General features: G+C 55.8%; 15 protein-coding genes and 2 tRNA genes. 8 read left to right on the top strand and 9 right to left on the bottom strand.

Going from position 1 to position 13,100, the window contains the following annotated elements; all coding sequences use genetic code 11:
- Positions 1–180: 180 nt before the first annotated feature.
- From ACYQ1A_RS02940 to tig, 7 genes are all read right to left on the bottom strand, one after another.
- A tRNA-Asp gene (locus ACYQ1A_RS02940) sits at positions 181–257 on the bottom strand.
- A gap of 50 nt (positions 258–307) precedes the next feature.
- A tRNA-Val gene (locus tag ACYQ1A_RS02935) sits at positions 308–384 on the bottom strand.
- A 41-nt stretch (positions 385–425) separates the two neighbouring features.
- Positions 426–698 carry an HU family DNA-binding protein gene (locus ACYQ1A_RS02930; RefSeq protein WP_053937077.1) on the bottom strand — a complete coding sequence of 91 codons (273 nt, stop codon included), beginning with the start codon at positions 696–698 and terminating at the stop codon, positions 426–428.
- Positions 699–781: 83 nt separating this feature from the next.
- Positions 782–3,214, bottom strand: coding sequence for an endopeptidase La (lon, locus tag ACYQ1A_RS02925; RefSeq protein ID WP_499360073.1), 2,433 nt, complete (start codon positions 3,212–3,214; stop codon positions 782–784).
- Positions 3,215–3,395: 181 nt separating this feature from the next.
- A complete protein-coding gene (gene clpX / locus ACYQ1A_RS02920) occupies positions 3,396–4,685 on the bottom strand; it encodes an ATP-dependent Clp protease ATP-binding subunit ClpX (protein WP_499360072.1) in 1,290 nt (429 codons plus the stop codon).
- An 80-nt stretch (positions 4,686–4,765) separates the two neighbouring features.
- Positions 4,766–5,392: an ATP-dependent Clp endopeptidase proteolytic subunit ClpP gene (gene clpP / locus ACYQ1A_RS02915; protein WP_053937080.1), complete on the bottom strand. Its 627-nt coding sequence runs from the start codon at positions 5,390–5,392 to the stop codon at positions 4,766–4,768.
- 68 nt (positions 5,393–5,460) lie between these two features.
- The gene (tig, locus tag ACYQ1A_RS02910; protein WP_499360070.1) at positions 5,461–6,771 is read right to left on the bottom strand and encodes a trigger factor; all 1,311 of its coding nucleotides are present in this window, start codon (positions 6,769–6,771) and stop codon (positions 5,461–5,463) included.
- 384 nt (positions 6,772–7,155) lie between these two features.
- Between tig and ACYQ1A_RS02905 the strand changes: the two genes are divergently transcribed.
- Positions 7,156–7,659 carry a GNAT family N-acetyltransferase gene (locus tag ACYQ1A_RS02905; RefSeq protein ID WP_499360069.1) on the top strand — a complete coding sequence of 168 codons (504 nt, stop codon included), beginning with the start codon at positions 7,156–7,158 and terminating at the stop codon, positions 7,657–7,659.
- 333 nt (positions 7,660–7,992) lie between these two features.
- Here the strand turns inward: ACYQ1A_RS02905 and ACYQ1A_RS02900 are convergent, their stop codons facing one another.
- Positions 7,993–8,607, bottom strand: coding sequence for a PEP-CTERM sorting domain-containing protein (locus tag ACYQ1A_RS02900; RefSeq protein WP_499360067.1), 615 nt, complete (start codon positions 8,605–8,607; stop codon positions 7,993–7,995).
- Positions 8,608–8,771: 164 nt separating this feature from the next.
- Entirely contained in the window at positions 8,772–9,524 is a 753-nt protein-coding gene (locus tag ACYQ1A_RS02895; protein ID WP_499360065.1) for a cation diffusion facilitator family transporter, read from the bottom strand.
- Between the two features lie 11 nt (positions 9,525–9,535).
- Here ACYQ1A_RS02895 and cadR point away from each other — a divergent pair, with 11 nt between their 5' ends.
- The 7 genes from cadR to ACYQ1A_RS02860 all read left to right on the top strand — a co-directional run bounded on the left by cadR (position 9,536) and on the right by ACYQ1A_RS02860 (position 12,976).
- Positions 9,536–9,955: a Cd(II)/Pb(II)-responsive transcriptional regulator gene (gene cadR, locus ACYQ1A_RS02890; protein ID WP_062221671.1), complete on the top strand. Its 420-nt coding sequence runs from the start codon at positions 9,536–9,538 to the stop codon at positions 9,953–9,955.
- A gap of 3 nt (positions 9,956–9,958) precedes the next feature.
- Positions 9,959–10,579 carry an RHS repeat-associated core domain-containing protein gene (locus ACYQ1A_RS02885; RefSeq protein ID WP_499360347.1) on the top strand — a complete coding sequence of 207 codons (621 nt, stop codon included), beginning with the start codon at positions 9,959–9,961 and terminating at the stop codon, positions 10,577–10,579.
- A gap of 2 nt (positions 10,580–10,581) precedes the next feature.
- Complete coding sequence (locus tag ACYQ1A_RS02880) at positions 10,582–10,890, top strand: hypothetical protein (protein ID WP_062221673.1); 309 nt, start codon at positions 10,582–10,584, stop codon at positions 10,888–10,890.
- Positions 10,891–11,386: 496 nt separating this feature from the next.
- A complete protein-coding gene (locus tag ACYQ1A_RS02875; RefSeq protein WP_499360346.1) occupies positions 11,387–11,827 on the top strand; it encodes an RHS repeat-associated core domain-containing protein in 441 nt (146 codons plus the stop codon).
- The gene (locus ACYQ1A_RS02870; RefSeq protein ID WP_053939348.1) at positions 11,793–12,107 is read left to right on the top strand and encodes a DUF4288 domain-containing protein; all 315 of its coding nucleotides are present in this window, start codon (positions 11,793–11,795) and stop codon (positions 12,105–12,107) included. Before ACYQ1A_RS02875 ends, ACYQ1A_RS02870 begins: the two co-directional genes overlap by 35 nt.
- Before the next feature lie 161 nt (positions 12,108–12,268).
- Positions 12,269–12,439 (top strand): hypothetical protein, encoded by a 171-nt coding sequence (locus ACYQ1A_RS02865; RefSeq protein ID WP_499360062.1) that lies wholly within the window; start codon positions 12,269–12,271, stop codon positions 12,437–12,439.
- A 78-nt stretch (positions 12,440–12,517) separates the two neighbouring features.
- Positions 12,518–12,976 (top strand): SMI1/KNR4 family protein, encoded by a 459-nt coding sequence (locus ACYQ1A_RS02860; RefSeq protein WP_499360060.1) that lies wholly within the window; start codon positions 12,518–12,520, stop codon positions 12,974–12,976.
- Positions 12,977–13,100: the final 124 nt, after the last annotated feature.

The following is a 13,100-nucleotide window of genomic DNA, read 5'->3' as shown; positions in this document are numbered from 1 at the left end:
GATACACCTTCGTAAGTAGACTGGGGCGTTATCATGCCAGAAGCAATGCGCAGCGTCTGCTAGCAAAGCAGCACAACAACACCGTTAAGACGGTAATAGACGGTCTTGCGCCAAAACCATCCATTCCTGAACGCAGAAAAACAAAAAGCCAGGCATAAAGCCTGGCTTTTTGTTGACATCTGGCGGAGCGGACGGGACTCGAACCCGCGACCCCCGGCGTGACAGGCCGGTATTCTAACCAACTGAACTACCGCTCCAGAAGAGTCGGCGATTGTAACAGGTTTATTGTAAAACTTGCAAATCACCTTGGTGGGTAGTAGTGGATTCGAACCACCGACCCCCTGCGTGTGAAGCAGGTGCTCTAACCAACTGAGCTAACCACCCCCGGTCTTACGCTGCAAGGTTTCCCTCAGCAGCAAAGACAATCATTGTACTGCATCTTTCAGCGATTTGCCAGCACGGAATTTCGGTTGCTTTGCAGCAGCGATTTCGATGGTCTGGCCGGTACGCGGATTGCGGCCGTTGCGTGCTTCACGCTCAGCCACGTAGAAAGTGCCGAAGCCCACGAGGGTCACTTCGTCGCCACCTTGCAGGGCCTTGGATACAGCTTCGATGGTAGCGTCCAGCGCTTTACCAGCGGAAGCCTTCGACAGGCCTGCGGATTCGGCGATTGCGTCGATCAGTTCAGATTTGTTCACTTACGTCCCCTTTCATTCTGGTTGGATAGGTCCGGTCAGCCGATTGCCTGAGCTTTATAGCAAGCGGCAAAAACGCGTGTCAACTAGTGCTTGGTAGGCTGTGTGCCAGTTTCCACGCCGGGGCGATCCGCCGCTGGCGTATTGATCGCCTCCGTGCTTGCACCGTTTTCTGCTTCGGCATGGTCGGGCTGTCGTTCAAGTGCGTGTCCCAGCACCTGATCAAACCATTTTACCGGATGAATGGCCAAACCGCGCTTAACGTTGTCTGGAATTTCAGCCAGATCCTTAACATTTCCTTCAGGAATCAGCACGTGCTTGATGCCGCCACGGTGGGCCGCCAGCAATTTTTCCTTCAGGCCGCCAATCGGTAACACCTCGCCGCGTAAGGTAATTTCGCCAGTCATGGCTACATCGCAACGCACCGAAATCTCTGTAAGGATAGAGGTCATGGCAGTCGCAATCGCGATACCGGCAGACGGACCATCTTTGGGTGTAGCACCTTCCGGCAAGTGAATATGGATGTCGTGTTTTTGATAAAACTCGGGATCAATACCCAATTGACGCGCGCGCGAGCGCACCACGGACAGCGCAGCCTGGATCGATTCCTGCATCACATCGCCCAGTTTGCCGGTCTGGATCATCTTGCCCTTACCCGGCAATTTAACGGCTTCGATGGTCAGCAATTCGCCGCCCACTTCTGTCCATGCCAGACCTGTGACCTGGCCCACCTGGTTTTGCTGTTCAGCCATGCCGTAGTCATAACGACGCACACCCAGATATTTGTCCAGGTTTTTGGCAGTGACCACTTGCTTGCGGTCGGTTGGCTTTAACAGCAGGTTTTTCACTACTTTGCGGCAGATCTTGGCGATCTCGCGATCCAGACTGCGCACGCCCGCTTCACGCGTGTAATAACGCACGATGTCCCGAACGGCGCTGTCATTCACTACCAATTCGCCGTCTTTCAGGCCATTGGCCTTGACTTGCTTCGGCACCAGGTACTTGAGCGCGATATTGACCTTTTCGTCTTCGGTGTAGCCCGACAGACGAATCACTTCCATCCGGTCCAGCAATGCTGGCGGAATATTCAGCGTGTTGGCGGTGGCGACGAACATCACATCCGACAAATCGTAATCAACTTCCAGATAATGGTCGTTGAACGACGAATTCTGTTCAGGATCAAGCACTTCCAGCAACGCAGAAGACGGATCGCCGCGGAAATCCGCGCCCATCTTGTCGACTTCATCCAGCAGGAACAACGGGTTTTTAACGCCAGCTTTGGTCATCGATTGCAGGATCTTGCCGGGCATCGAGCCAATATAGGTACGACGATGACCGCGGATTTCCGCTTCATCGCGCACACCACCCAAGGCCATCCGCACAAATTTGCGGTTGGTCGAGCGGGCAATCGACTCACCGAGCGAGGTCTTGCCAACACCGGGAGGGCCAACCAGGCACAGGATCGGGCCCTTGAGTTTTTCGACGCGGCTTTGCACGGCGAGGTACTCAAGGATACGTTCTTTGACTTTTTCCAGACCGTAATGCTCGGCGTCGAGCACCTCATCAGCAGCAGAAATGTCCTTGCTGATCTTGGTCTTTTTCTTCCACGGCAGCGCCAGCATGGTATCGATGTAGTTGCGCACCACGGTCGCTTCGGCCGACATCGGCGACATCATGCGCAGCTTTTTCAGCTCGGCTTCGGCTTTTTCGCGGGCTTCTTTGGTCATGCCTGCGGCTTTGATACGCTTTTCCAGATCGTCCAGATCGGCGTTCTCGTCCAGCTCACCCAGCTCTTTCTGGATGGCTTTGACTTGCTCGTTCAGGTAGTACTCGCGCTGGCTCTTTTCCATCTGGCGCTTCACGCGGCCACGGATGCGCTTTTCCACCTGCAGGATGTCGAGCTCGGTTTCGAGCTGCTTCAGCAGGTGTTCCATGCGCTTTTTGACGTCACCCATCTCCAGCACAACCTGCTTTTGCTCGAGCTTGAGCGGCAGATGAGCGGCGATGGTATCAGCCAGACGGCCAGCAGCCTCAATGCCAGACAGCGAGGTCAGCACTTCGGGCGGAATCTTTTTGTTCAGTTTTACGTATTGGTCAAACTGCGACAGCAAGGCGCGACGCATGGCTTCGGCCTCATGGCCTTCATCATCGGCAGGCTCATGCGGCAAGGCCTCGGCGCTGAAATAGCCGTCTTCGTCCTTGAGCGACAGCATGTCTGCGCGTTGCAGGCCTTCAACCAGCACTTTAACCGTGCCGTCAGGCAGCTTCAGCAATTGCAATACGGTGGCGACGGTGCCAACCGGATAAATATCCGCCATGGCCGGTTCGTCTTTCTGGGCATTCTTTTGCGCCACTAACAGAATGTGGCGACCGCCTTCCATTGCGGCCTCCAATGCGCGGATCGACTTGGGCCGACCGACGAACAACGGGATAACCATATGCGGGAACACGACCACATCCCGCAACGGCAGCATGGGAAAGGACGCGACTTCAGGGGGCAATGCATGATTTTCTGACATCTTTGGGGCCCTGAGGTGGTTGGGGAATAAATCAATAATGTGGCTTGGAGCCACGAAATTCAACGTGCGCAGCCACTTTTGCGTGGCCGGACGCCCAGTGGCGCGCGGCCCAAAATGCATCTGTGATCGCTATGTGGCTGGCAGCATTGAAAAAAACCGGCATTAAGCCGGTTTTTGAAGATTACGCTGCGGCAGGTTCAGCCGGGTCAGACGGTACACGTTGCGGCGCCGCGCCCTGAGTAATCACGTTCTCGTCCACGATGACTTTCGATACGCCTTCCAGCGCCGGCAGTTCATACATGGTGTCGAGCAACGATGACTCCAGAATCGAGCGTAGACCACGCGCGCCAGTTTTGCGCTCCATCGCCTTGCGGGCAATGGCACTCAGACCGTCCGTAGTCACTTCCAGCGTTACGCCTTCCATGTCGAACAACTTCTGATATTGCTTCACCAACGCATTACGCGGCTCGGTCAGAATCGAAATCAGTGCGGCTTCGTCCAGCTCTTCCAGCGTTGCCGTAATCGGCACACGACCCACAAATTCAGGGATCAGACCAAAGCGCACCAGATCGTCAGGCTCGACATCGTGCAACAGCTGGCCAATGCCGGACGTATTGTCCTTGCTGACCACCGTGGCACCAAAACCCATGCCGCCCTTCTCTGAGCGATTACGGATGATCTTGTCCAGGCCTTCAAACGCGCCGCCAACAATAAACAGAATGTTGGTGGTGTCGACTTGTGGCATGTCGTGGTTCGGATGCTTGCGGCCACCGTGCGGCGGTACCGATGCAACCGTGCCTTCGATCAGCTTCAGCAATGCTTGCTGTACGCCTTCGCCAGATACGTCACGCGTAATCGATGGGTTTTCGCTCTTGCGAGCGATCTTGTCGATTTCATCGATGTAAACGATGCCGCGCTGCGCTTTTTCGATGTCGTAATCGCACTGTTGCAACAGCTTGGCGATGATGTGTTCGACGTCTTCACCCACATAACCGGCTTCGGTCAGCGTGGTGGCATCGGCGATTACAAACGGCACGTCCAGCAGCTTGGCCATGGTTTGCGCCAACAAGGTCTTGCCCGAGCCAGTCGGCCCGATCAGCAGGATGTTGGACTTGGACAATTCCACGTCACGATGCTTGTCGGCTTTGGTCGACAGGCGCTTGTAGTGGTTGTACACCGCCACAGCCAGAATCTTCTTGGCACGCTCCTGACCGATAACATACGAATCCAGCGTTTCGCGGATTTCGGTCGGCAACGGCAAGCGCTTGCCATCCGGCGTCTGTGTTTCTGCAACCGCACCGATTTGCGCATTGCCTTCCTCTTTGAGGATGTCGTTGCACAGCTCGATACATTCATTGCAGATAAACACTTGCGGACCGGCAATCAGCTTGGTCACTTCATGCTGGCTCTTGCCGCAAAACGAGCAATAGAGCAGCTTTTCTTTGGATTTGTCTTTGGGTTTGTCAGCCATATCCCCCCCTCGCGCCGGAGCGGACCAGGAAAAAGAAAACCGCCAGCAGAACACTGGCGGCCACTATCTTAACATCAGTGTCAGGCCTTGCCTGCGCGTGACACCAGCACTTCGTCAATCAGGCCGTACTTGGCAGATTCTTCCGCGCTCATGAAATTATCGCGGTCGGTATCGCGCTCGATCGTTTCGATCGGCTGGCCGGTGTGGAAGGCCAGACGCTCATTCAGCGTACGTTTGGTCTTCAGCAATTCACGTGCATGGATTTCGATATCGGATGCCTGACCCGCCAAGCCGCCAATCAGCGGTTGATGGATCATGACACGCGAATTCGGCAGGGCAAAACGCTTGCCCTTCTCGCCTGCGGTCAGCAGGAAAGCGCCCATGCTGGCAGCAAGGCCCACGCACAATGTCGAAACATTGGGCTTGATGAATTGCATGGTGTCGTAAATCGCCAGACCGGCCGTGACCGAACCACCGGGCGAATTGATATACAGCGAGATGTCCTTGTCCGGATTTTCCGATTCAAGGAACAGCAATTGCGCAACGATCAGGTTGGCACTCTGATCATTGACCGGGCCGACCAGGAAGACCACCCGCTCTTTGAGCAAGCGCGAATAAATATCGTACGAACGTTCGCCGCGCCCGCTTTGCTCAACCACCATGGGGATGTAGCCAAGGCCTTGCGGTTCAAAATCTGAGTGTTGCATGGTGTTCCTCACGAGAGTTGGATATCCGGTTACTGCTTCCGGATACCCAACGACGGCATCCGGACCGCTCAAGCCTGTTGCTGCTGGCCCATCAGTTCTTCAAAGGACACCGGCTTCTCGACGGTCTTGCCCTTCGATTGCACAAAATCGACTACGTTGTCTTCCAGCGCCATCGATTCCGGGCCAGCCAGACGTTCGCGTTTTTCGTAGTACCACTGCACCACATCGGTCGGATCTTCGTAGTTCTGCGCCAGATCTTCGATGATGGCTTTCACTTGCTCCGGCTTGGCTTCCAGACCGTTGGCCTTGACCACTTCGGCCAGCACCAGACCCAGATGCACGCGACGCTTGGCTTGCGCTTCAAACATTTGCGGCGAGAACGGTACCAACTTGGGATCAATGCCACGCTGTTTCAAGTCAGCCTGGGCAGATTCGGCCAGGCGACCGATTTCCAGACCCACCAGCGACTTGGGCAGCTCGACCGGCGATGCGTCGATCAGCGCGCTCATCACGCTTTCTTTGGCGCGGGCCTTCAGGCGGAAGCGGACTTCACGTTCCAGATTGGCTTTGACTTCTTCGCGCATCTTGGCGATGTCGCCATCCGCAATGCCCAGGCTCTTGGCAAAGTCAGCATCGACTTCCGGCAGCTGGGCCTTGGCCACGTTCTTGACCGTGATTTCAAAGGTCGCGGTTTTGCCAGCGACGTCTTTGCCATGATAGTCAGCCGGGAAGTTCACTTCCACGTTTTTGACTTCATCTTCTTTCATGCCGGTGATGCCGGCTTCAAACTCGGGCAGCATCTGACCTTTGCCCAGCACGAATGCGTAGTTCTCAGCGCTGCCGCCTTCAAACGGTTCACCGTCGATGGTGCCCTTGAAGTCGATGATCACGCGGTTTTCAGCTTCGGCCGGGGTGGTCACGCGCTCGTAACGAGTGCGTTGGCGGCGCAGGATATCAACGGTTTTGTCGATTTCGGCGTCCGAGATTTCCAGCGTCGGCTTTTCAACTTCAACGCCAGCCAGATCGCCCACGGTCACTTCGGGGTAAACCTCAAAGGTGGCGGCGAACTGGAAGTCAGCATCTTCAGCGCTGTCTTTCGGTTCAAAACGCGGGTAACCGGCCACGCTCAGCTTTTGCTCTTGCACGGCATCGGCAAACGAACGTTCAACGGTTTCGCCCAGCACTTCTTCCTGAACGCGGAAACCATATTGTTGCGACACGATGCTCAGCGGCGCTTTGCCAGGACGGAAGCCGTCGATCTTGGCAGTCTTGCTCAGGCTCTTCAGGCGAGCGTTGACTTTAGAGGCAATCTGATCACGGGGAACGGAGAAGCTGAGACGGCGCTCGAGCCCGCTCAGGGTTTCCAGTTGTGCTTGCATTTGGTAATCCATCCTTCGCTTGTGACTCAGGCCGACAAGCCATGCTTGGGCCAGGCTGGGCCGGTATGAAAACCAGCCCCGTAATGTGGAGCGCGCGCGGTAAACGCCCTGACATGCCACCAACAAGGCAATTGCTTGTGGCATCCCGTGGTCGTATTGCCGCGCACGCCGCGGTTAATTTCGGCGCCCATCAGTGATGGTCAGGCATACGAAAACTAGCCCGCTAGCATAACGGAAACAGCGCGGTTGTTACAACGATCGGCTGCGAGCAAGCGACTGCAATGTTAACTTCTGCCTCACCTGGTCTTGCTCAGCCCCGCGCCTGGCCAGAGTAGCCGCGCCCGTCCGCCATACCCGGCGCCTTACACATCTGGAGAAATGTTGATGCCCTATTCCATCCGGCCTGCAATTCTGGCCGATTGCGCCGCGATCAGCGAAGTCGCCGCCCATACCTTTGCCCTCGCCTGCCCGCCGAGCACCCCGCAAAGCGAAATCGACGCTTATATAAAGCAAAACCTGCAGCTGCATGACTTCGAGCGCATGGTCGAAGACGCAAATCTGCGTTTGCTGGTCGCCCTTGCGGACGGCGCCGCGATCGGCTTCAGCCTGGTGACGCTACAACCGGATGCCCTGGGGATAGCTGCGGCGGATGGGATTGCGGAACTGAGCAAATGTTACGTGGCAGCCGAACATCATGGCGCCGGCGTCGCACGTTTGTTGGCCGAGCATGCTTTGAGCGGGATCGATGGGCCGGTGCGGTTGACTGTGAGCGAGGCCAACGCGCGCGCCATCGCGTTTTATCAACGTAATGGCTTCAAGATCATTGGTGAAACGACGTTTCAGGTGGGCGACGATCTGCATCGCGACTGGGTGATGCGCCGCGACTGACTGCGTCGCCGCACGGCGCTGGCATCCGCTGGACGATATGGTCGTCTGGTCTGGGTCCGCGCGTAGCTTGCCTGGGCTGCGTAAGTTGTTTGCCTACCGGGATCAACTTGGCCGCGATACGCGTCAGCCTTGCAACTCGCCCCCCACATGCGGAAAACGAGCTCATGCTGCGCGCGTCCGTTCTGAACTTTTCGCGCAGCTTTTCACACAGGGTGACTGCGGCATTTCAAGCTCACTGCCGCGGTGCCCGTCAGCTAGTTCACATGGAATGCGCCAGCTTTGTACAACTGCCCGTCCATAGCACAAGCGTGCTGCGCCCCGGCTGGACGACGGTCAGCTTTGCTGGACGCCGCCGTCGCCTTGCGCCGCTGCGGGTGCCGAAACCCGCCTACGTTTTGCCGCGCAAAGACCCAGCAGGCCCAAGCCCATCAGCGCATAGGTTTCTGGCTCCGGCACCGCAACCACAGACCACGAAGCCGGATCGGCAACAAAGTCCGTCGCGATATAAAACGAACTGTCCCAGGCGGGTCCTTTTTGAAACCAGAACAGATCAGTGGCGGCGCCAGAATCTTTGCCTTGGCTGATAAAGGAAAAACTGGACGCCCCAGGCACTTGCATTGCATAAAAATCATTGCCCGCGCCGGAGAAAGAAACCACCGCGCCAGCGGCCTGGCCGCTATACGAGGTTAATTCCACCGGCAAATTGCTGGCACTGACGCCATTCTGGACATAGGAGATCAACAATCCGGAAATCCCGGTGATCAGGTCACCGCTGGCGGTGCCCCAGAAGGTGCCTGTGACCGTGGCCGGATTTGCCGGCTGATTGCTGTAACTGTCGCCCGTGGGCGGGCTGCTGAAGGTATAGCTGAACTGGTATTCGCTGCTGGCAAACGCAGGCGCGCAGATCGCGCTGGCCGCCAGGCAAAGCGCGCAAAGAAGATGCTTCATGAATTCCTCGCAAGCTTAAAGAAAGTCAAAGATATATTTCCAATAAGGTCTTGTAATTAATATATCCAGGCCTTTGTACTTGCGCGGTGCCGACCCTCCATTTCGATGAGCGGCAGGCAAAAGGCTTGCGTCGCTGGGGGCGCGACCCGCCAGCGGGAGCCCCTTCACGGGCCAACGTTTGGGTCGCGAGGGGGTGACTTATGCAAAGCGATCACAACAGGACGATCCGCCGCCGCAACCGGGATGCCGAGGGCGGGCTGCAGCGCACGCAGCGCGTCCTGTATCACTGAAATAGCAGACCTTAAAAACAGGGCCGCGATCACCCCGCCCACCCCGATATCCGGCCAGCGCGAGGCGGAAACCGAGGTCGCCGCAGCTGCCAGCAGCACGCCGACGTTGGCAATCAGATCATTACGCGAGCATGTCCACGTCGAGCTCATGTTCAGATTGTCGGCGCGGTGACGAAACAGCAATGCAAAGCAAATCAGGTTGGCCGCCAGTGCCACTGCTCCCGTCATGCTCATGGTCACGGGATCCGGCATGATCGGGCTCACTGCTTTATGCAAAGCCTCGGCCAAAACCCCCAGCCCGAACAAAAACATAAAGCCACCTTTGACCAGCGCCGCCCGGGCCTGCCAACGAGCAGACCGATTGAGCACAAACAGGCTGAAGCCATAGACTATCGCGTCGCCGAGCATGTCCAGGGCGTCTGCCAGCAGCGAGGTGGAATGGCCCAGCCAACCAGCAACCGCTTCCAGCACAAACATGGCGGCATTGATCCCGAGCACGGCCCAAAGAACCCGCCCGTGTCTGGCGCGGAGCGCAGTAATTTCACAACTTTTGTCTTCGCAGCAACTGGCCATGGTGGACTCAAACGATATCGATGTGCTGAAGTACAAACCCTGAAGTAACTTCAAGGTCAAGCCTCATGAGAATCGGCCAACTCGCCCGCGCCGCCCGCTGCACAACAGAAACCATCCGGTATTACGAAAGTGAAGGCCTGCTACCGCCGCCCGAGCGAACGCCAACCAATTACCGGCATTACGACAGCAACCACCTGCAACGCCTGCATTTCATCCGTAACTGCCGCGCGCTGGATATGACGCACCACGAAATCAGAACGCTGCTCGACTTGAGAGACGCGCCAACGACCGCCTGCGGGCCGGTGAATGAACTGGTTGATCAACACCTGAGCCTGATCGATCGCCGCATCAGCGAGCTTCAACTTTTACGCGATGAGATCCGGGGGTTACGCGACTGCTGTGTGGCGGTCGACGAAGTCTCGCGCTGCAAGATTCTGCAAGGCATTACCGACCTGGCAACGATAGATTCCGTGCCTCGGGGCTGAGGCCTGCGCCTGCAGGGGCAGTACTGGGACAGGGAGATCTCGCGAAGCAGCAATGGCTATCGCGAATATGATCCGTACCTGGGTCGGTATATCCAGAGCGATCCGATTGGGTTGGCCGGAGGCCTTAATACCTATGCATATGTGGCGGGAAATCCGTTAACCAACATTGATCCTTCTGGGCTGGCGACGATTAATGGGGATCCTTGCCTTGATGTTTTCTTCGCCTACATCTGTCAGCACACACCTCCAGCGGCAACTCCGGTTCCGCCGCGCCCTCAGGGGATGACGCCGAAGGAGGAAAGTCACTATGACAAGATTTGCAAAAACAGCAATGACCCCTGCGCTGCGTTGAAAGCCGCGACAAATCAGGCGATTAATGACGCGCGTGGCAAGATGAACAAAATGTTGAACGATACGACGCTGTACAAGAATGCATTCGCAATACCCAATCCATCGGTTACTGGAACGAATACGACATCGGTGGGGCATGGCGACGACTTGAACGGACGTATCGCCAAGATATGGACGTTGATCTCGCTTGGTCGCAAGTTGGGTTGCGATATGTCTAGTGAAACAGCCGCTGCGAGCAGTTTGTTAGTTCCTGGCGCACCCTTGAATCCATAGCCATGAAAATCTATCTTGACTTTACCCTTTACCATTCTCCGACTTCCGCATATGGAAATGTCACGGGGTTTATTGATCTGTTAGCACTACCCCAAGTCAACGATGACATTGTTTTGCTGAACACACTGGGGGATGAATATCTGCCATTCCGGGGAAGTCTGAAAGTGACTTCAACGGGTCCAGCGGCGGCAGGTTTGGGGGCCGATGCGAGCGTAATACTTGAGGACGTGGTGTTGTCGTCTACCTCCGCTGCTGAATCGCTCTCGACGCTACTGGAGAATGAAGCGGGCCTATCCTGCGACTCGTATTGAGATGCTTCATTTACAACGCCCACCTATTACGGTGGGCGTTGTTGTTTCTGCTGTTTGGGGTCTGTTTGGCAGGAGCCGAGGCATCAGCATTGGCCGCCACCTCGCTGTTTACAGTTTGTATACAGTTTTGCTTTTGGAAATCAGTGGGTTACGGCGATTCTGTTATGTTTTGCATACAGAATCGAGTGACAAAAATGGCTAATTCTCATTTTAAATCAATCGGTTATGCACACCGCACAGGTGCGTATGGTGTATGAGGTTTTTTGCGTTAAGGAAAGGGTCGCTGAGGCCATCAAATCACCCATTCCATCCACAAAAAAGCGGTTGCGGGGCGTCCTCGTCACACGATCAGGCTGTGCCTGATCGCAAAGTGGCCATAAAACCACTGAATCCGGACGGGATTTGATAACTATTTGCTAACTTTTTGATAACCAAATGATAACTATTTGATAACCGCCCGCCGGGGTGTGGCAGGCCGGATGTTGTCACTTGGTATATCCAGAGCGATCCGATCGGGCTGGGTGGGGGGATAAATACTTATGGGTATGTGGGTAATAACCCCTTAGTGTTTATCGATTCAAGCGCAATGGCGCGCACCACGGTGGATGCAGCGATTGAACAAGCCATTCGGCGTGGAGACGTCGACGAATTAAGGGCGTTACTGGATGCGGCGGGTTCTGGCGAGCAGAATGCTGTTATTCAAAATGCCATAAACCGGCTGACCAGTAATGCGGATCGAATCATCGCAAAAGAATGTAAGGCGAGCGTTCGGGAAGTCTTCCCGGCCAATGGAAGGATAAAACGCTGCAGCAGATCCTGGAGGCCTCAAAAAATAGTGACAAGACTGCGAAAACAGCGTGGAAGGTACTCAATGATTTGCGCTTTAAAAAGGGCAGTTGAATATGATTTATATGGCCAGCCTGTTTTTTCGAAGTGAGGTGCAGTCATCGTTGGGTGAACTCCTTGAGAGCTTTTGGGAGGAAAGCTTTGTATTGGTAACTGCTGACTCGGAAGAAAGTGCGGCACTCAAAGCTGATATCGTCGGCCATGGCAGAAGCGGCATCGTGTATCCGACTGAACGCGGTGAACTTACTTGGGTTTATGTCCGAGCGGAGCGCATTGTACAAGTGGACGAACCCTTCTTCGATGGGCAAGAAATTTTTTCCAGATATCTGCGCGCTGCTGAAGCTCGCAGTATTTTAATGCCCTTCGATTAGCCGATAAATCGGCCAGAATTTTAAACGCCAAGCGCTGGGATTATGCGGTACGTCTGATGAGCATCCGGCGAGTCAGCGGTGCTCGCTCGGAACAGAAGGCACCAACGCGATACTGGGCACCTACACCGCCATTGGCCAGCGCATGCAGAACCGTCAGCGGCGTGGTCACGCGCCTGGTCTATGACGAAGCCGGCCACATCCTGGGCGAGTACGACGGTACCGGCAAGATGGTGCAGGAGACGGTCTACCTGGGCGACTGGCCGGTGGCCACGACGCGGTCGCTGCACGTACCGGTGGGAACTATGCAACGTGGCCAGCATGGCGCCGATTGATGAATGGGATGCCCGCGCCCCTGGAGCAGCAATTTGCGGGGCTGCTTCTGCTGGGATGAACGAGTGCGGAGGTAAAAAATGAGTCTGACCATTGACGAGCTTGCAAGGTCCGTGCTGTCGGCCAGCCGGAAGGGACTGTTCAGGCAAAAGCCGGTGTTCAAGGTTTATGCTCAGGTCGCTGCCGATGACCTCGGGCGTCTGGAAGCGAAGGTCGGAGCTTCCGTGCCCACCGTTCTACGTGCCTGGTTGCTTGCGGTTGGGTACGGTGACGTTGATGAAGAGTTGAGCTTCCACGAGGAGTGGTTCGCTCCCATAGAAAAAGGTCAGTTGAAGGGGGGTGCCACGTTCGCGCAGGATGTGCCTGGAAACTTCTACGCCTTTGACTCTGCTGGCCGCATCTACTTCCTCTCGCGGTCTGAGCCAGTCTTCGCTGAGATAGCGAAAGACTTCGTGGAGTTCGTCGAGGAGCTTGTTCGTAGGGACTACAAGCTTGGCGCGTGGATAGATGCCTTGGAAACTCGGAAGTACGCTTGGTGAGCGAATTGTCTTGCGGCTCAAGGCAAGCCGCCGTTAAGTGCGATTGATCCACAGGGGCTAACAGGCCAAAGCTATTAAATTGAACCGGTCCCCGGATATACCAGAAATGGCGGCGGCATATAAA

It is taken from the genome of Silvimonas sp. JCM 19000 (assembly GCF_054652575.1).
Note: the sequence above shows the minus strand (reverse complement) of the source record. Positions and strands in the feature narration are given on the sequence as shown.

Bases quoted from the DNA above. Each gene is read 5' to 3' on its own strand.
- lon (WP_499360073.1), bottom strand. From the start codon at position 3,214: ATGTCAGAAAATCATGCATTGCCCCCTGAAGTCGCGTCCTTTCCCATG.
- clpX (WP_499360072.1), bottom strand. From the start codon at position 4,685: ATGGCTGACAAACCCAAAGACAAATCCAAAGAAAAGCTGCTCTATTGC.
- clpP (WP_053937080.1), bottom strand. From the start codon at position 5,392: ATGCAACACTCAGATTTTGAACCGCAAGGCCTTGGCTACATCCCCATG.
- tig (WP_499360070.1), bottom strand. From the start codon at position 6,771: ATGCAAGCACAACTGGAAACCCTGAGCGGGCTCGAGCGCCGTCTCAGC.
- ACYQ1A_RS02905 (WP_499360069.1), top strand. From the start codon at position 7,156: ATGCCCTATTCCATCCGGCCTGCAATTCTGGCCGATTGCGCCGCGATC.
- ACYQ1A_RS02900 (WP_499360067.1), bottom strand. From the start codon at position 8,607: ATGAAGCATCTTCTTTGCGCGCTTTGCCTGGCGGCCAGCGCGATCTGC.
- cadR (WP_062221671.1), top strand. From the start codon at position 9,536: ATGAGAATCGGCCAACTCGCCCGCGCCGCCCGCTGCACAACAGAAACC.
- ACYQ1A_RS02880 (WP_062221673.1), top strand. From the start codon at position 10,582: ATGAAAATCTATCTTGACTTTACCCTTTACCATTCTCCGACTTCCGCA.
- ACYQ1A_RS02870 (WP_053939348.1), top strand. From the start codon at position 11,793: ATGATTTATATGGCCAGCCTGTTTTTTCGAAGTGAGGTGCAGTCATCG.
- ACYQ1A_RS02860 (WP_499360060.1), top strand. From the start codon at position 12,518: ATGAGTCTGACCATTGACGAGCTTGCAAGGTCCGTGCTGTCGGCCAGC.